This is a genomic window from Paracholeplasma vituli, assembly GCF_025446935.1.
Lineage (GTDB): Bacteria > Bacillota_I > Bacilli_A > Acholeplasmatales > UBA5453 > Paracholeplasma > Paracholeplasma vituli.
Window position 1 is genome coordinate 1 of sequence record NZ_JAOEGN010000009.1, and the last position, 19,726, is coordinate 19,726.

Sequence of the window (19,726 nt, forward strand, 5' to 3'; positions counted from 1 at the left end):
TGGCTTTCAGTAGAGTGCAGAAACGTGTATGAATACACCTTTATTATAACATTATTTATTATGATTTGTAAATATAAAATAAATCAATTCATCCCACCACCTATAGAGGTAGGGGACTTCTTGATTGAGGTGTTAAAGCACCCCATTTTAAAATAGTAATAACCACTTGTGGTTTTTTTTCTCGATAAAAAAGAAACCTTAATAGATTTCTTTTAGTTTGGTTGAATTAAACACTTAAATCAAAAAATATCTGTCAATTTTATATAGGACATAGACTTCATAGATTATTTTTCCAAGACTTCTTGTTTTTATATCCATAAAAGGGCTAAAATTTAAATTTCTCATCAAAATTTTACTAGATAGTTATATAACAAAGATAGTCCAATCAATATACCTAGACCAATCCATACCATTAGTATAGGCTGTTTGTCCTGCTTAGTTAGTATGGTTTGAGTGTTTTGAACTGGTTCGTCGGTGATCAATTCAAATTGTGGTTTTACATATTTTTGAAGTATTTCTTCGACCAAAGATTCATCGATAGGAATATCCAATACTTGGGCCTCAGAATCACGTAATCTCAACACTTTAAGTGCTGTAATCGGCTTTGGATTATTTTGCATAAATCCATATCGATATAAGTTTAGCTGTAACGTAAAACTTTTTTCATGGTAATCCCGTGTTCGTTTGATGTCAATAAGCACTAGTTCGTTGTTGATTTCAACCAATAGATCAAACCGACCACAAGCAATTACTTGATTTTGGTATTTGATTAATACCATGGTTTCTGTTTGTTTTACATCAAATCCAAGGGTTTCTTTGATTTTTAAATAGTTTTTGAACTCAATTGATGAGCCCATCACATTGTGTCTTTCAAAGGATTCTATTTGATTATGTAAATAATTCCCACGCTTAATCGAATGGGCTAATATATTTTGATTAATTCCCTTATATCGATTAGGATATGCCTTTTTACATAAATCAGAAACTGATGGTATGATTTGTCCATCCACAACATAGCGATGTTGACCTTCAAAATACTCTACTACATGACCCGAAATGATCTCTTTTAGATTCATTACTCACCCTCGTTTTGTTCATTTTGTTTGATAGATAGCTATAAATCTTTAGTTTAATTATACCATCTAGAGATACTGAATACATAAACCTCTAACTAAACCATAAAAGTGTCTCTAGATTGATTTCTAGAAGACACTTTTTATTCATTATAGTTTATTGGGTTGAATGAGACCAATCAAACCTTTTTTATCAAGGATTCGAATGGTTTTATTATTAATGATATCAATATAGCCTAGATCACTTAATTCAGCTAATTTCCTGCTAAAGGTTTCAGGTGTAATGCCTATACTTGAAGATAGGTTCACTTTGGTTGTTTGAAATAAAACTATATTCTCTTTTTCTAAATCTAATAAGAGGCGTGTAACCTTTGCTAAAGCATTATACAAATTACTGTGTTCAATGAGGGCTTCGGCTTTTTCTAAGCGCTTTGAGAGTTCTTTCATCATCTTAAAGGATAATAACGGACTCTTAGACATTAAGTCTTTTAACCCTTGATGTTCAACCATACAAACGATTGAGGGTTCGATCGCTTCTGCGTAGGTATTGACTGTTTCATTTGAAAAGAGGGCGAGTTCACCTAAAAATTCACCATGGGATAGAATGCGAATGATTTGTTCTTTACCGTCCTCTGAATAACGGGTAATTTTGATTTTACCGCGGTGGACGACATAAAGACCATCGAGGGTGTCGCCAGCGGTAAAAATGAATTTACCTTTTTCTAGACTCTTATGGTTGGAAATCTCAATGACTTGATTCAGTTCATCTTTGGTTAAATTCTTAAAGATTGGTACTGTTTCGATACAGCTGCTTGCGTTTTCCTTCGACATGGGTTCCTCCTAAGTCGTATTTCAATAATCTCATCGCGTTGATTAAAACGAGTAATACAGATAATTCATGAACGAGCATTCCAATCGACATGGTGACTTGATTGAATAAGACACCTATCATTAAGGCAAATACAACCAGTAAAGCGAATGTGATGTTTTGAATCATATTGGATTTGACCTTACGGCTAATTTTAATCGCTTGTGTGAGCTTAGAGATGTCTTCCGATAATAAGACGACATCGGCGGTTTCCATGGCCAAATCCTTACCTAAGCCACCCATCGCGACCGATGCGTCGGCATATGTTAAGGCTAAGGCGTCGTTGATGCCATCGCCAACAAATAGGGTGTGTTCATGGGTATAGGATTTAATGATATTGGATTTATCTTCCGGGAGCAAACCTGCATGATAGTGATCTAAGTGTAAGGTTTCTTTAACTGCTCTCGCAACCCGTTCATGATCCCCTGTTAACATGATGGTTTCTTTAATGCCTAAGGCTTTTAAAGAATCAATAGTAGATACTGCTTTTTCTCTTAAGGTATCTTGAATCCCAAATAAAGCGAGGATTTTATCTTCTTCAGCCAGAATAATCGTAGTTAAGCCTTGATTCAAAAACGAGTCTAGCTCTGTTTGAACAGATTTTTCCTTAACATTAATCCATTTTTCATTCCCAATCTGGTACTTGACTTCATTATACCCAAATTGAATGCCTTTTCCAATGAGCATGGTTGGTTTGAGTGGTTCATCCACTGTATTTATCCCATTTTTCTTCGCGAAATCGAGGATTGCGATCGATAATGGGTGTTCACTGTAGGATTCCCCAATCGCAGCGATTTTGATCGCTTCTTGTGGGTCTATCCCAAATGTTTTCATTTGGGTAACAGAGGGTTTACCTTCTGTTAAAGTCCCGGTTTTATCAAAGAATACAACGGTTGATTTGGCTAAGCGTTCAATCGAATCGCCGCCTTTAAATAAAATCCCCTTTTTCGCGCCATTACCGATTCCCGCAACAAACGATACAGGCGTCGCGATGACTAACGCACCAGGGCACGCAATCACTAGTACCGTTACAGCTAGACGGATGTTTTTCGTCAGAACAAACATCACAATCGCGATTAAAACGACTAATGGGGTATAGTACTTCGAGAAATTGTCCATGAATTTCTCGGTTTTGGCTTTTTTATCTTGAGCTTCTTCAACCATATGGATGATTCGTGAAAGGGTCGTATCTTCACCAATGTGGGTTGTACGCATTTTGATGTAGCCTGACTTTAATAAAGTTGACCCAAATACAGAATCCCCAACGGTTTTCAGTACTGGCATCGATTCACCCGTCATCATTTGTTCATCGATATAAACTTCACCTTCGATAATTTTGCCATCGGCAGGGATCTTTTCACCTGGTTTAACGAGGAGGAGATCATCGATACTCAAAGCTTCAAGCGGAATGATTGCTTCTTGATTATTTAGGATTCGACGGGCTGTTTGTGGTTTTAAATCCATTAAAGCCTTTAAGGCACTACGGGTCTTTTCTAAGGAATGTTTCTCTAGTATATGACCCATCGTGAATAGATAGGTAACAGCCGCAGCTTCAAAGTAATCGCCAATAATAAAAGCAGATATGACCGCGATAGAAACAAGTAAATCAATCCCGATAATTCGGTATTTTAAATCTATGAAAGCTTGTTTAAAGATTTTGAACCCCGCTAATAAGGAGAGTAGGGTCATCACGAAGATAGAAATGAAGTGGGTTTTCGCCACTTCATTCAATACGAGGGACCCTACAAATAGTATGGTAATACCGTAGGTGTAGGTGTGCTTCTTTAAGTGTTTCATTATTTAACAGATAACACTTTGTACCCAAGATTAGAGACCATGTCATTGATGGTTTCTTTCGATAGGGAAGATTCGTGTTCAACTTCTACTTTTGAAGCGTTGAATTTAACAACTGCAGATGCTACACCCTTAGCTTTCGATAGGTTCCCTTCGATGCGTCTCACGCAAGATGGGCAAGTGAGTGTTTCTAATTGTAAGATGGTTTTTTCCATGTGATTCATCTCCTTTGATGAGTCTAGTATAGGCGATATTTCTAGATAAATCCTTGATGCAAATCAAGTTTTTATCAAAAAAAGAAAACCGCTATGGGTTTTCTCATTATAGAATTTGATACATGCCTAATACGCGTATATCAAAGGTATGTTTTAATTCATTTAATACAGTCTCGACGATTCTTTGAGTTGAAACATCGGCCATGAACTCCAAAAAGAAATGATAAGTACCCATTTTCTTCTTAGTTGGTCTTGACATAATTGAAATCAAATTGATTTTCGCATCCCCAAACCCTTCTAGAATTTCATGGAGTAAGCCTGGTCTATCTTCTTTGGGTGTAATGACAATTGAGACTTTATAGGGTTCATCTTTATTGTATAGCTTTAAGCCTAATGGCTGATTGTTTAGAATTAGAAACCTTGTGTGGTTATCAGCTTCATCTGATACACCTTTAATGACTAAATCTATGGGTTTAACCAAATGTCTTGGAACTATCGCAGCCCCTTCTGGGTCATTCAAGTATTTTTCATAGGATTCGACATTACTTTCGGTTAATACGATGGTTTCATCTAAGTGATTCTCTAAGAAGTTTAAGCACTGGTTCTTCGTGACATACTGTACATAGATGCGTTTTGGATTAGGTTTATAAATGTAATCAAATTGAATCTCAAGTTTAATTTCTGAATCGATATGGAGGTTACTAAAAAAGAGTAAATCCATATGCGATTGAACATAGCCTTCTAAGGTATTTTCTATGGGTAATATCGCGTAACCTAAGGATTCACCTTGGTCAATCACCTGTTTCATGGATCGTAGATAAATAGGGGTTGGTTCATGTTGAGTTTTATGGTGATATACTTGAAAACACACATCAGAATACGTGTTTTTAGGGCCTAAGATGGCGATTTTGTTCATAGATATGCCTCAATTATTAAAGGATAGTAGTATGTACTGATATAATCCTTGATTGCTTTTTTAGTAGAACCCTGTAGCGCCATATAAATGGCGACTGCAGTGGCTTCAGCGCCTTTGATGCCTTCTTCATGGTTATGGGTGACTTCAGTGACTTTACGTGATAACTCAATGCAGTGTTCGAGACTGGTAGCGAAATACGCTACTGGGCTGATGCGCATGGCTGCGCCATTGCCATAGCTGTTATAGGGTGGCATCACTTTATAGTTTTGAAGTGACGTAATCGCCCAATCTACAAATCTTGTCCCATACCCACCCATTGGATTAGGGTAGTTCGCATACCATTGTAAGAATTCTTTCGCTACAATTTGACTGAGTTTAGTATAATCGCCTTTACATTTCTATAAAGCCACAAAAACAGCCAAGGTTAACAGGCTGTCATCGGTTATTTCATTGTGTGTTCCGAATAGTTCGAAGTTTTTAGTTTTGATAGGATCGAATTCATAAACAGATCCGATTGCGTCTCCAATGATGGCACCTAACATTTATCTAGTCTCCTTTTTTGGATTCTGATCTACATAAGTCAAAATACGTCGGTTACGACTTTTTATAAACTGCATTACATTTTGCATGTACGCTTGATACTCATTGACAGTTCTAGGTACAGGCTTTACTGTATCAAAACCATCAAAAGGATGCCAAAATCGAATTTGTGTGTAGTCTTCTTCTACCATATCATCTAGTAGAAAAAATTGAACATACCCTTTAAAATCGGTGAATAGCTTGAAAAATGCCTCATACCGATTTAATACATTTGCTAATGGATTATCTTTATTTAAATAGTGTAGACGAATACATTCTAATGTTAAATCAAATCGATCTTTGATTTTACCATGTAGACCTCTAGCGGCATTTATTGTTGGTTTACCATTAATTCTTTGGGCGGGAAAAATGATGTACCCTCCAACTGTTGAACCTAGTCGGTGAAATGCTTCAATATCATGCTTAGGTACTTGTTCTAATATAGAAGTCATACTTTTCCAATAATGAAATGGATGAATGATGGAATCACTTGAATACTGAATGTTCATTAGGTTGGTACCTTGATGTTCTAAAAGATATCGATCTCGATACACTTTTTTTAATTCAAACAATGACCCATCTGATAATGGTTTGTGCCATAGCAAATAGTGATAATGATTCAAAGTCGGACTATAGGAATCGGGATCTTTATTATTAGAATCATTATAAACTTCAAACGTAGTATCGATAAAATCGGTCCCGTTATCATGAACTAGAATATCGTATTGAACAGAGAGCTCTAACAGCAATTTTTGATGTTTATGGCTTGGTTTTCGTGATCCAAGTACATATGATATGAACTCATCTTTTGTGATGTTAAGAAGTGTATGTAATGAAATACCTAGTGATTCGAGTCTAATGCTTAATGCTTGGATTAAGTTTTTCATATGCGAATCACCTCGGTATTCTATTGATGTAGCAAGTACTTTTTAGAATAATTGTTACTTTTTGACTAGATTTTTGGGAATGGTTGTTTAAAATGTTGTTCATTTAACAGTTAAGGTTCCAAAACAAATCTTATAGTACTTGTTTATGGTAAATTAAGGTTGAACACATAAAACCTAAAAACTCTTAAAACCTTTCATTTGAATCTCAACAGGGCACATGGAATTTAGAATATAGGGAAACTGTCCTCTCTAAATGTATAAAGGCTTGTTTAGCATTGTATCAAACCTATAATTCTTATTTGTCTACTGTAATTAGTGCTAATACAATTTAGCTCCCTATCGAATTATTAGCACCCTTGTTGAATATATAGCCCCCCCTAAAAAAATACACTCTTATAAAGACATTTAAGGTCTGTGATATTTTCATTTAATTTAACATGATTTAACACAGTTTGTCACTAGATAAATCGTTACTTACTAAATATAAAGTCGAGAATATTGACAACAATTTCATTTGTTGGATCAAGTGCCATTTCATAAAATCTAATCCCAACCCAATCGAAATCAGGACTTCTAAATGGGGTAACTTTAAGTGTCGATCCAAATTCGTTTTTTAAGTCAATCCAACCTTTTAGAGTTTGAAAATTCTTTTTTTGTTCCATTAAAAAACCCCATTGTCTTCCCTTTGATCCATTGTTTCCCCCATGACTATTTGACGAATCAATTCTCACAAGTTTGATGTATTCATTTTCATAAATAGGTGAATTATCTTTTCTCCAACTTTGCTTAGTACCTTTTGCTTTTTTAAATGTATCTATTTTATCTACAAGTATTCTTAGTTCCATAAAAGGACCTCCTCCTAATAATCACACTTTTTAAAGTCCAAAATAATTACTATGTTTTCATTTTGTACATGTACATTTTATGAGGTCATTCTTTTGATTTTAGAGTTTCTATGAGTTCCGTTTTCATTGCTTCGATTTTAGAATTATCTTTCATATTTTTTTGGACTAATGCGATAATCCCGCCAATTGCACCAGTGATAGCAATTGTAATACCGCCAATAATTAGCACTTCTTTTCTTCCACTATTTTTCCCATGTTGAAAAATATGCTCAACCAATATATCTGGTCCCCCAACCTTATCTGCTAATTCAATTAACTCTTGCCATTTCCCCAAATTACTCATTTTCATATCTCCATTTTTTTTAATATAAATCTTGTTTTAACCCAAATACAAGTCAATGAAGACAAGTATAGTTATTTGTGTCCTCTATGATTTATTAATCCATAGAATGCAATTGTTTGATTATCCTAACCTGTTCTCATGTCTATCAAGTATATCGTATATGTTTTTGATCATTTTATCTTGTTTTTTGACAATATCTAATAACGCTAGATTAACATAATACAAGTTAGCAAAGTCTTCACCTGTCCATTCATATCCAGTTGAATTTCTTTTTGAATATTTCTGATGTTCCTTAATTAGCAGATCCTTTAAATCACTCATAGTACTTTCTAAATCCACCATTGAATAATCACTTTTTTTCATAGTTTTCCTCCATTTGTCAAGCCTCCAGGACTTGATATAACGCTTGATATGATCTATCGGTTATTTCACCATTTTCATTTAACAAACTAGATACTTGATAGATATAGCCATCTCTACTCTTTTTCAATATTTCACCATATTTTTCAAATACATTGATTACAATTACTCTTTTTCCTTTCAGTTTTTTGAGTTTATTCATCATTCTTGGGACGAAATTATTCTCATTTTTAGAAATATAATGCCAATTTTTGAAATCAAAATAAATATCGTAGTACTTATAATCAAAAAACTCATAATGATCTATGCTTGTGATTTCTTCAAGTTCAATGCCTAAAACATGCTCTACTATAAATTTACCAACGATTTCACCTAAAGCGCCTTTATAAATTTGCTTGTAAGTTGCAGGCAGCATGTGAACACAGTTACGCTTAAACTTGGTTTCAACATTATTCATCTCTAGATAATCCTTAATTTCTTTATTCCTACACGCAATTAATAGCCCACTGTCGTGAATAGAAACCTCATATTGCCCAAAATTCTTACCTAATATTAAGTGATTGATTTTAATGAATCCGTCATATGAATAATAGGATACCTCATCTAAAAACTGATAATACAAATTATTTATCCAATCGTTTTCAGGAAGTTTCTTTTCTAGAGTGGGATATTTTAAGACAAATAACCTAATCTTCTTCCACTCTGAGATATTTTCAAATGAACCTCGTAAACTATGAGCTAATAAGTCTATTTTATTCTTTGCTCTATTATTATATTCGTTAAGAAGTAATAAATGCTCCGAATCAAAACTATGTTCATAATTTAGCAAACATGTCATGTTATAATTACTCAATTTAGACGTTAAGTTCCGTTTGATTTTTTGCAATCTATACAATATTTCTTCATCGATATAAATGTAACTATCTTTATTAATGTATCGAGAGCGATTTATCCTACCGAGTGCTTGAATAACCTTTTGCGCTGTAAGAAAATATAATTCATCTCCTTGAATCGATATCGGAATGATATCAGAATCAGGCATGAAAAGTTTCCGAAAACCTCTATTTATGTTCTCTTTCATTTTTGAGTACGCAATTACTCCGCTATTGTACTGATACTCCTGTTCAAAGAGAAATTTCGATATATCTTTGTGTTTATCGTACGAATCAAAGGTCAAATTAGTCAGCAAGTTTGTTGGTGTTTGTAAATATATTGATTCAAAATCCTTTTCTAATTCATGATTTTCATTGTAATTCAAGATAGTTTGTTGCATATCCTGAGTCAAAGAGTATTGTATATTCTTACCATAACTAACTGTTGCGTATGTTGTAATGACAAAGACTTTTTCAAAATTATTAAGTTTATTATGAATATATAAAAGTTCATCTCCAAAATTGTCACCCGTTAGGTAACAAATATTAACCATGCCAGATTTATACTCACAATTTAATTTATTCGTTAAATTTTTAAAAATGGTTCGAAGTTCTTGGCTCATGTTTGCATTTAAAAATGAAATCATAGATTTTGAACTTGATAATTCAAATAGTGAATATGCTTTTAAAAGTTTAAGAAGACCAGCTAGTCTATATGAGTCAATATTGTAATCTTTTGATAACTGAGTATAATCATATTTTTGTAGTAACTCGTTAGAGTATAGAAATAATGTATCTTGATCACTAAATGCCTTAGCTTGGTCAAGTAATTGAATCTTCACGTTCGGTAGTATTTTATTACCCAGTTTCTCTTTTTCATTCAATAAGGTTTGAATCTTAATGGAATCATCAGGAGTCATTTCGTAGAATCTATCTTGTAGACACTTTTTAATGTATTTATAATTGTAATTGCCCACAGTAGTATTAATTGTCACTGTAGCTGATAAACCTATCATTTTCGATGTATTACATAATTCAACTATAAACTTTTCTGGCGTAGAAGGGAAACTAAACATTCTTATTGAAGATTGTTCATTATGGTAAGTACTATCCTCAATCTCTATGTAGTGAAGACCTTCATTTTCAAATGTAGCTTCTTTTAAATTTATTTCACCCAAATCTCCTATGAACTGAACTCTATATTTAATGTATTTTATCGAGTCACTATCGAGATTAAAGACGGATAAAATGGTGCTAAAACTTTCTTCTTTCGTGAAGTAGTTATTTCCGTTTTGCCGACCTCTATAATTTCTTTCCAACCATATAATGCAATTAATGAAATAATCAATTTGTTTTGAAATTTCGCTAACTAAAAACCTTAATAGAGGTTTTGTATCCGAACTATTGACAATAAGGTTAATACTCTCTTTTTCATCAGCTTTAACGATTACATTTTTTTTCATGTTTTTACGTATTAATTGTATACTCTTTCTATCGTCAAATAAGAATGTTGAACCAGCCATTGATTTATCATTTTTCAGCAAGTACTTTAATTTATATTTTTCATAAAGAGCAGCAAAACGTTTTCTATTTTCTTCGATAATTCTTCTATACGTATCAGAATTACCGCAATCAATTTCTTGTAGAGAGTTATTTTTGAATATTGTTTCTGGAATGTTTGTATTGTTAAGAGCATTATGGATATGCATAAATGTTTTCAAAATGTTTGTATCATTCTTCGTACCATCATTGATTATTTTGTTAAGTATTCTCTCTTTTGACGAGTCAAATTCATCAAAGAATACAATACTGTTCGAGAACATCTTATCTTGATATATAAAATAACTACTACTTATTAAGGGATCGATTAAATTAATAAACTTATCTGTACTCATGAGTATAATTTTATAATTTGCCAGATCAATAAATGGATATAGATTACTTAACCAAGGATTATTCAATAGTGTCGCTTTTCTAGAGGTATAGTCTTTTCCATAAAACAGTTTTTCTTTGATATAATTTCTAAACTTCTTTTCACTTTGGGTTAATCTCTCATAGCAACTATTTTTTTTCTGCTTTTCATTACTTTTTTCACAATTTTGGTAATTTTCATAATCCATAGATAAATCCTTATAAGTCTTATGATTAGTAATCTCAAGATTATCAATAGGAACTGACTTCAAATTTTTTATGATAAAATCAACGTTAGGTAACAAAAATAGAACTTTTGTTTTATACTCAAGTTCTAGTGCTTCGAGTAATTTTTCTTCTGGTATATTCTTTTTCAAATTAGTTATGTAGAATATTCGATTATCCAAATTAGATGCAAGCAATTCTTTTATACACTCAATAACCGCTCTAGTTTTTCCGAGTCCAGTTGGTGCTTCTAAAAGAAATAAACCAGAATCATCCATTATGTCGATTTTTTCTAGAATCAAATCTTTCATATTTAGCCTCCATATATCCTCGTTAAAGTTTGTAAAAAACAATAGTTAGCAATGAAACCTTATGCTTAAGTTCTAAACTTCAGGTATTCGAGATGTTATATATACTCCACATGATTCTTCACACTACCCTTTATAGTTCATATGGAAAATCTAAATAATTTCAAAGAAAACACAGAAACGATTTAATCTAAAATTTCAATGACTGTTTGTGTAACTCTAATATTTCTAGAATTGTCAATCGACTATACAACACACAATTTCATTAACTAATTTATTTATAACATTTACTTTATCATTAAAAACAACTTTATGAAAGCCTTCTTTATCATACTAATGAGATTTTTCGAATAAATATCGATTTAAGATTTTACTAATACTATTATCAACATTGTTCAAATATAACTGAATGTCACAAAGTACATTTGTATAATCCTGATAAAATAATTGTCCCACTAAAGAATTACATTGGGAACACTTACTGGCCAAATAATTATGAGACCTCCACGCAATACTAGCGTTTTAATAACTATTCTCAATAATGTATTCTAATTTCCTAGCATAATCAATTTGTTTTCGATAATTGCTTCTGAACATAAAGCATCGTAATGTCATCAGAATAGAATGATATTAGCATCGACTTTTTATATTTCCAACACTCAATAACAGATATATTAATACATTTTAGTAGCAGAAGGACTACTTATTAATTTATTTTCATAGAACAAAAATATTTCCTTTAATAACCAATTACAGATTTGTTGACTTCATCAATTATGTCTTTGTTGATAACTGCTATTTTAAGTCTATAAATCCTGTTCAAACGAGGATTAAATATCCCGAGATACTTTATTGATTCAAATATATCAGAATGAACCGATTTTAGTCCCATCAAATAATACACTAGTAGCTGTAAGGTATGATCTTTTGTCGGAGTAGAAATAGACACCTTCAAATCCCATAATGTATCTGAGGTAATGAAATCTCCATCGCCCGCGTTAATGAGTTCAGTGTATCCATTTTTGAATGTGAAACCATCCAGTAATATTGGTCCATAAAGATTAAAGAAATGAATACTTCGATTTACTAAAATCCTGACATTTTCTATCGTCTTAGCATCTGGATTAATCTCTGAAACAGGCTTGTAATGCAATGGACTCGACCTGAATGCTACATCATACCCAGCCATTTTGATTGCATGTATAATGCTTATATCGTCTAATCCTTTGATTTTTGATAGAATAGCAATTGCTTGTTCCAATTTTAAAAGGTTAAATGCTCCTTTTAATGAAATCCTAAAGGCTAATTCAGGCTTGACTCCTAGTAATAACCGTGTCATATAATCAACCGAAAGTCCAATTAAACTAGCATGTATATTTTCTGTATCATTAAGACTATCAGCAGATTCAAGCTGAATTTCTTCAAAAAGTTTCGGGTGAAGATACCCTCCCTTAGGTTGAGAAATCATTTTAATACGTTGTGTTACAGATGGCATTTCTAATCCTCCTTTATGCTTGAAAAATGATTAAAAAATCAATTTTGTTGCTTTTTAATGATGTACTGCCATTCTTTGAAATACAAAATTGAAACCACAATAATGGAACTCTGATGTGATTGATTCTACATCAATCTCATTTAGAAATTTTTGTTCTTTAATACTATCGTAAACACTGTGAATATCAAAATTATACTTATCCGACAATAATTTAAATGTCACAAAATCGATAACAGGTATCTTATAGTTAATATAATCATCACCCATATCTGTATAGGAAATAATCAATGACTCTACTTTTTCGATTTCCACATTACCATTAAATACTTCAAGATTAAAATGCTCTATATTATTTCTTACAATAGTGTCTTGTTTGAGACGGTAATTAATTGAATCCTGTATCTTCCTAGTAACTTTTTTACTTTCAGATTCTCCATCAGAAACATAAAACCATTTGCATTCACATAAGTAAACAGTCTTTAATGATGAATCATATAGTATAATGTCATACTCTGCGTTAACGATTTTAGAATTTGGTTTTTTCAGTTTGACATTAGTCATGACAACGAGTGTGCTATGGTTAAGATAATTAGTTTTAATTTCTTCAATCATTGAATACTCTTTTGTATGTGCTACAAATGAAAATACTTTTTCGTACTTCTCTTTAGAAAAGTCATTTATTACGCGATAGAATTTTTTTGGTAGTTCAGCAGGAACTAAAACATAGGGTGAAAAAATGATATTGTCATCAATTCTAATTAAATGTTGTAGTAACGTTATTTTTGTGCGGTGATATAATGAATCATAAATCATATAACCAATTATTAACCTTACCGTTTCCTCATTAATTCTGGTTATTTCGGATATATGCTTTATGAAGATATCATATTTTTCAATATAGCAACATTTAGTATCATTCTTGTATATTTGTTCGTTTGCAAAATTACTTAGTTGTTTAAAAAGCGCGATATATGTTAATGCTGCACATACATTAATTAAATCTTTATATAGAAAGTCGCCAAAGTCAATATCATACTTTATTTCAGAATCTAGAAGAATAATTTTGTTAAGTTCTTCATAATCATCCCTATTTATGTGTTGTCTAAAATAATGCATGTATTTAAAGTTCTTAATCATGCTTTTATTTTTATTTAAGTACCATGAATAAGCCATTTTATGGTCAATACTATGATTACCAACATTGTTAATTTCAAGAGCTCTTTTGAAATGGCGTCTTGATAAGTCTGTTTGGATCTCAGTTAATGTTTTTGAGTTTTCATCATACTTTAATTCCAACACTCCAATTTCATGTCGATCGATCCTATTTCTAATTTCATTGTAATACATAAACATACCTGGAAATAAATCTTGAAAACCCTTCACAATTAATTCGTAGTCACACTCTAATCCATCCTCATCAGAAAACTCATATATAAACTTCAAGATTTGTCTATATGAATAAGGTATATGTGATACCATTAAAGAGTTTACTGTGTTATCTTCCTTAGAACTATTAAAAGTGTTTTTAAAGCTTTCAATTGCAAGTTTGTCTATTTCACTATTCAAAATATATAGCAAATCAGATCTTTTATATTTAAATAAATCCATACTTGCAATTGAATTTCGAATAGAATCCAAGATAAATCTATATGATTTCATAAGATACCTCACTACAAGACAGCACTATATTTTTTATAATACCATAATATTTTAATAATTCATTATCATTATTAAATAAAAAATTCCTGAAACAAATCAGGAATTTCTTCTGTTGTATTACTTGTTAAGTTTAATTTTTACATACTCTCTAAATTCATCCTTAGCTTGTTCTAATATGCCTGGATATTTTAAAGCTATATCTAGAATCGCACAATACTCAAACTTTGATACTTTATCTAATTCGAGTTTTTCTTTAATTGCCTTCTTTGACGGAAGTTTTACTTCTCCCTTTTTCTTGCCACTCTTGTAAGTCTCACCTAATTCAGGAACATACATTAGATAGAACTTCTTTAGAGCTTCAAGAAAACCACGATAGATAAATTGATAATAGCCAAAATCGTTAGATTCAAGACTTACAACATAACGTTTAGGGACTAATAAGATTTGGATGCCTTCGATGACAGCAACTTCAATAGAACGTTTTCCCCAAACCGATTTCTCTTCATTCCAAAAGTAGCAAGATACACTTTCAAATTTGACTTTTTCGAATTTTCCCAACTGGTCTCTAGTATATACAGATAGCAGATCGATAATGATATTTGTAATCATGTCAGAAATTCGGTCTTTACCAATTCCATTAATGAAAATACTCATATCTGCTATATCTGACACTAATCCTGTTATAAGTGCATCTGAGTTGTGTAACTCATTGATTAAAAGATCACTGAGTACAACTGAAGAACCTTTGCCATGCCCGCCTTCACTCCACCCTAGTTTCGTATATTTAACCTCACCAATGTGATTCACTACTTCGGCTAGTGATTCCCTACTATGTAAGTTATCAGCTATCTTTTGAAAGTATGTGTGAAGTTTATTTAGGGCAATTTGACTAAAATTAGTGCGCTTTTTATCCTTTAATATCAAACTAAAAGGATCGATGTAATACTTTACATCAATATTTTTTTCTAGTTCAATATTAACAAAATCGGCATCAATTACACCTAAGTAATCATAGATTTTCATACAGATTTGTCTCCTTTCTTTTAGATTTCTCATTTCATCGAAAGGAATCATTAAATTTTAATACAGACTTTACATCACATCACTAAAGTGATAAACTTGATGTAGAATATGATTTTCCAGGACCATATTCGCGCGCTGATAAGCGCGTTTTTTATTTATATTCATCGACGCGATGAAATGAGATCATTTAATAGGTAAAACATGATTAAAATCAAAGAGCAAGGCATTGTGTTCATCTAGAAACTCACCTTCTACTTTAAATGACTGAAACTCTGAATTAGTACTCTTTAAAGCCAAAAGAGTTTTAGTAAGGTCTCTATAATTAAGTCTAATGCTATTAGGTTTATCTTTCTTTAGACAAAATATTGTTGCGTCGTCGTCATTTTCATTAATTGCAACTATAGCGACTTGTTTTTGATCTTTGTTAATGAGTATTCTTATATAATTAGCATATCCTAATTTCACTATAGCTTGCTTGTTAAAAGAAACCCCTGTATCTGTAATGGATATTGTCGGAACACCTACTGTAACTTTGTATACTTTAAAATTGTCGAACACATTAAACACCCCTTCATCTATATTATACTTACTTTTTCATAATTACACAAGTGTATATTATCATTAATCACCACATTTCGATTCATCTGTTTCGCTTTTTATTAGATAGTATATCAATTTATAATTTTTTCATTGTGTTTCAATTGCATGTTATAATGCACTTAAAATGTCATTTCTGATTATAATTTTATGTTATAACATATAACCATCCCCTATAAGCCTCTTCCAAACTATGATAAATATTAAACGAAATGGGATAGAGGATGATTAATTTGATAGATAAGCATGACATCATATGTATGATTATCCCTAAATGTAAGGTAAGCAATAAACTAGATGACTATTAGACATATCAAGAAACACAGTAACCAAATGTATCGCTGAAAACGTAATGATTTTGAGAGCATTAAAATATAGTGAAGATGAAAATGAGAGTTGAGTTCATTAAAAAACCATTCTCGGCAAATGTATCATAGATAAATTAAATCCCAACATAATACCTTCCTTGATTAAATGACGATTTGATGTCTAAGTGACTCACTTTCACTTGACGGTTTACATCAACCAATTGACTACATATTTTGATTATGACGTCGTCAAAATGGAAATTTTTGGATAGATAAAAAAAACATAAGGCCTAATTGAACTTATGTTTTTACAATAGTATTAACTTTTTCCCCAAATTAAATCTCAAATCCACCCTCATAGATGAATCTTCTTAATAATCCATCTAGTTTAATATGGACTTTTGGAATGGATAGTTTATTACCATCTTTCGATTCAAAATACTCTCTCGCTTTAACAATATCTACACTGTTTTTTAAGTCGTCAAATCTACCAAATTCATTAATTGAGGTTGCAGTTACTTTAATACTCAAAAGATACCTCAATTTAGATTCGTCTAAACCTAAGAGTGCAGCACATTTAGAAATCTGATCATTTTTTGCATTCACTTGATACTCAGTAATGTAGTCCCTTAATGTTTTTCCGTGGGATAATTTTACATCACCACGTTCAATATCTCTAAGAAATATCGATGCATATTTTTGTTCATCCTGAGTTAAAGTCGAAAATGTACTATGTAGCTCATTTAATGTTTTTTCAATCTCCAATGGATTTCCACCATCTAATGCTTTTCTAAACTTTTCGAATTTAGAATTCATGTAATTCGTATCAATAAGTCCTGTGTTAATTTCAGTTAAGTATCCTTGTAGTTCATATGGAACATCATCTGATTTATTCTTTTCACTGAGAGGAAGTTCTTTGTATCTAAGTGCTAAGGTGAGATAGTCATTTTCATTGAAGTAAATAGCACTGTCTTCTTTTATAATAAAATCAACTTCTTCAACATTACTCCATTGAAATCCTTGAATTTTCGCCGCTTCTAGAGATTCATTGAACTGTCTAAAAAGTTTTGAAAACTTTGCTTTAGTTGCAATATCTTCAGGTAATCTAGCAAAATCAATGGTTTCATTCACCTTGAATAAACCCTCTATTTCCTTATAGACTGCGTTTAAGCGGTCGAGATTATCTTTTATCTTTGGTACGAACAATCCCAATGGTTTGTCCCCAGAATAAAGCTTAATCGCTGCTTCAATGTTCTTTTCCATTGTATGTGGTTTTCTGTAATACTTAATTGTTCCAAATGGTTTATCTGGTCCGAATAGGCGGTTAGTTCTGGAAAATGCTTGAATCACATGCTCATATTTAAGAACCTTATCCAAGTATAGTGTGTTAATCCATTTAGAATCAAATCCAGTGAGCATCTGATCAACTACTATTAGCAAATCTATTTGTTTCTCGGGAGTTCTTTCAATACCTATGTACGGTTTTTTATGGGCAAGTCTTGCTGCTACATTTTTCTTGTATAAGTCCCAATTACCAAGAGAGTAATTCATGCCATATCTAGCATTATAATCTTCCAATAATTCGACCAAACCATCTTCTTTAAATGCTGTTCCATCATTATTATCGATAGATGGATCAAACAAACAAGCAACTTTTATATAATTAGCTTGAGACTTGAAAAGTCTATAATATTGAATTGCTTCCTTGATGCTACTGGTTGCTAGTATTGAATGGAATTTAGCATTTCTACTCAGTGTAATCCAATTGGATATGATGTCTTGGACAACCATCTGATGATGAATCTCATGATCATATTGAGAATTAGGAATATAGTCTTCTATGCCTCTAGTATAATTTCTATTTTCATCATAAAATCCCGCCATTGGTGTATCATTAATGAACTCATAATATTTATCACGCTTCGTTGTATCTGCAAGAGCATCAGCTTCACTAATTGCTTTAGCCTTTTCTAAAGCGACAATTTTCTTTAAGTCGATATCTTTAAATGTTAATATTTTATATGGATCAAACCCAAGAACATTCTTATCCCTGATACCATCTGCTATACTGTAGCGATGTAATTCGTTACCAAAAACATCGGCTGTAGTCGAATCATTTCTGACGTTTTCATCATGAATTGGTGTTCCTGTAAAACCGAAGAAGATTGCATGAGGAAATGTAGTTTTAATTTGGTATAACATATCACCAAACACTGAACGATGTGCTTCATCTACGATAAATACGATTCTTTTTGACTTCATCAATTCAATGTCTCTAGCCTTTAATCCATCATCTTCTTCGTTGATTCGGCTCATTTTTTGAATAGAGGTTACAATTAATGTATTTGAAGGATCATTGCTTTTGAGTTTGGTGACCAATACATTGGTATTTTCAGTGGCTTGAACATCCTCGTTCTCGTTGGCAAAGTTTTTATACTCAGTTAATGACTGTGTGCCAAGCTCAATTCTATCCACCAGGAAAATCACTTTATCAGCATCCTTTGATGATGATATCAATTGAGCCGACTTAAAACTGGTCATGGTTTTACCAGACCCTGTTGTATGCCATATGTACCCACCTAAATTATTCTTCGCTGTCCAATCTGTTTTAGATACTTTATCAGAAATCGCATATGCTGCATAATACTGATAACTTCTCATCACTTTAAGCAAGCCATCTGTATTATCAGCAACCGTATAGAAACCAATCAGTTGGTGAGCCATGGGTATGGAGAGTAATTTAGCTGTTACTTCTTTCCAATCATTGATTGGGTCATTGTTAAAGTTGGCCCAATGAAAATAGAAGTTAGGATTAAACTTATTGTCTTCTCCAGGGTTTGAAAAATACAATGTTTCTTCAGGTGTCATAGCAACAAATATCTGAATTAATGAAAATATCCCTCTGAATGCTCCTTCGCGGGCATACTTCTCGATTTGATTAGCCGCTTGTGAGACCGGAATACCTGATTTTTTAAGTTCGATATGAATGACCGGCATACCATTAATTAATAGTAATAAATCGCCTCTTCTGTCATTCATTAAACCCAATGTTTTAAACTTGGGTTGGCTGACAATTTGATATTTGCTAGAACCAGCAGCAATCTCCATACGGTCATAAATCTTTAAACTGATCTCTTTACCATAATGAAGTTTGTCGTTTGGATTATCTCTTTTGATCGAAACCGTCTTACCATTGATGAATCCATTCAACTTTAGTGGTGTTCTCAAAGACCTGATTTGTTCAAGAATTTGTTGCATCTCAGAGTCTGTTAATGGTTGATTGTTAAGGCGATCTATTTCTCTATTATTTGTAAAAAGGATATTAGCCCAATTTTTTAATAAATCTTCCTCAGTTGGATTTTTGATAATTTCCTTTTCCCAGCCATATTGAGATAACACTGAAATGAGTTCTTTCTCAAAGTGTAATTCATTATCATATGTCATATGA

The 19,726-nt window shown here is 32.2% G+C and carries 17 protein-coding genes; all 17 read right to left on the reverse strand.

Annotated elements, in window-relative coordinates; genetic code table 11:
• Positions 1 to 344: 344 nt before the first annotated feature.
• The 17 genes from N7603_RS05430 to N7603_RS05510 all read right to left on the reverse strand — a co-directional run bounded on the left by N7603_RS05430 (position 345) and on the right by N7603_RS05510 (position 19,722).
• On the reverse strand, positions 345 to 1,076 hold the full coding sequence (locus N7603_RS05430; protein ID WP_262096354.1) for a PD-(D/E)XK nuclease family protein: 732 nt from the start codon (positions 1,074 to 1,076) through the stop codon (positions 345 to 347).
• A 147-nt stretch (positions 1,077 to 1,223) separates the two neighbouring features.
• The gene (locus tag N7603_RS05435; RefSeq protein WP_262096355.1) at positions 1,224 to 1,904 is read right to left on the reverse strand and encodes a Crp/Fnr family transcriptional regulator; all 681 of its coding nucleotides are present in this window, start codon (positions 1,902 to 1,904) and stop codon (positions 1,224 to 1,226) included.
• Positions 1,855 to 3,738: a heavy metal translocating P-type ATPase gene (locus N7603_RS05440; RefSeq protein WP_262096356.1), complete on the reverse strand. Its 1,884-nt coding sequence runs from the start codon at positions 3,736 to 3,738 to the stop codon at positions 1,855 to 1,857. The genes N7603_RS05435 and N7603_RS05440 overlap by 50 nt, the downstream gene beginning before the upstream one ends.
• Positions 3,738 to 3,950: a heavy-metal-associated domain-containing protein gene (locus N7603_RS05445; protein ID WP_262096357.1), complete on the reverse strand. Its 213-nt coding sequence runs from the start codon at positions 3,948 to 3,950 to the stop codon at positions 3,738 to 3,740. Before N7603_RS05445 ends, N7603_RS05440 begins: the two co-directional genes overlap by 1 nt.
• Positions 3,951 to 4,056: 106 nt before the next feature.
• Positions 4,057 to 4,866 carry a prephenate dehydratase gene (locus N7603_RS05450; RefSeq protein ID WP_262096359.1) on the reverse strand — a complete coding sequence of 270 codons (810 nt, stop codon included), beginning with the start codon at positions 4,864 to 4,866 and terminating at the stop codon, positions 4,057 to 4,059.
• On the reverse strand, positions 4,863 to 5,231 hold the full coding sequence (locus N7603_RS05455) for an ADP-ribosylglycohydrolase family protein (RefSeq protein WP_262096432.1): 369 nt from the start codon (positions 5,229 to 5,231) through the stop codon (positions 4,863 to 4,865). Before N7603_RS05455 ends, N7603_RS05450 begins: the two co-directional genes overlap by 4 nt.
• A 33-nt stretch (positions 5,232 to 5,264) precedes the next feature.
• Positions 5,265 to 5,408, reverse strand: a complete 144-nt coding sequence (locus N7603_RS05460; RefSeq protein ID WP_262096360.1) for an ADP-ribosylglycohydrolase family protein — start codon at positions 5,406 to 5,408, stop codon at positions 5,265 to 5,267.
• Positions 5,409 to 6,332, reverse strand: a complete 924-nt coding sequence (locus N7603_RS05465; protein ID WP_262096361.1) for a DUF6994 family protein — start codon at positions 6,330 to 6,332, stop codon at positions 5,409 to 5,411. It lies immediately after the preceding gene.
• A 470-nt stretch (positions 6,333 to 6,802) separates the two neighbouring features.
• Positions 6,803 to 7,177: a hypothetical protein gene (locus N7603_RS05470; RefSeq protein WP_262096362.1), complete on the reverse strand. Its 375-nt coding sequence runs from the start codon at positions 7,175 to 7,177 to the stop codon at positions 6,803 to 6,805.
• A gap of 85 nt (positions 7,178 to 7,262) precedes the next feature.
• On the reverse strand, positions 7,263 to 7,520 hold the full coding sequence (locus tag N7603_RS05475; protein WP_262096363.1) for a hypothetical protein: 258 nt from the start codon (positions 7,518 to 7,520) through the stop codon (positions 7,263 to 7,265).
• A gap of 120 nt (positions 7,521 to 7,640) precedes the next feature.
• Positions 7,641 to 7,883, reverse strand: a complete 243-nt coding sequence (locus N7603_RS05480) for a hypothetical protein (protein WP_262096364.1) — start codon at positions 7,881 to 7,883, stop codon at positions 7,641 to 7,643.
• Positions 7,884 to 7,899: 16 nt separating this feature from the next.
• Positions 7,900 to 11,199 carry a hypothetical protein gene (locus tag N7603_RS05485; RefSeq protein ID WP_262096366.1) on the reverse strand — a complete coding sequence of 1,100 codons (3,300 nt, stop codon included), beginning with the start codon at positions 11,197 to 11,199 and terminating at the stop codon, positions 7,900 to 7,902.
• A 736-nt stretch (positions 11,200 to 11,935) separates the two neighbouring features.
• The gene (locus tag N7603_RS05490) at positions 11,936 to 12,691 is read right to left on the reverse strand and encodes a hypothetical protein (RefSeq protein WP_262096367.1); all 756 of its coding nucleotides are present in this window, start codon (positions 12,689 to 12,691) and stop codon (positions 11,936 to 11,938) included.
• A gap of 54 nt (positions 12,692 to 12,745) precedes the next feature.
• Positions 12,746 to 14,350, reverse strand: coding sequence for a hypothetical protein (locus N7603_RS05495; protein ID WP_262096369.1), 1,605 nt, complete (start codon positions 14,348 to 14,350; stop codon positions 12,746 to 12,748).
• 117 nt (positions 14,351 to 14,467) lie between these two features.
• Positions 14,468 to 15,373, reverse strand: coding sequence for a DUF8370 family protein (locus N7603_RS05500; protein ID WP_262096370.1), 906 nt, complete (start codon positions 15,371 to 15,373; stop codon positions 14,468 to 14,470).
• A 183-nt stretch (positions 15,374 to 15,556) separates the two neighbouring features.
• A complete protein-coding gene (locus N7603_RS05505) occupies positions 15,557 to 15,931 on the reverse strand; it encodes a hypothetical protein (protein ID WP_262096371.1) in 375 nt (124 codons plus the stop codon).
• Between the two features lie 683 nt (positions 15,932 to 16,614).
• Complete coding sequence (locus tag N7603_RS05510) at positions 16,615 to 19,722, reverse strand: type I restriction endonuclease subunit R (protein ID WP_262096372.1); 3,108 nt, start codon at positions 19,720 to 19,722, stop codon at positions 16,615 to 16,617.
• Positions 19,723 to 19,726: the final 4 nt, after the last annotated feature.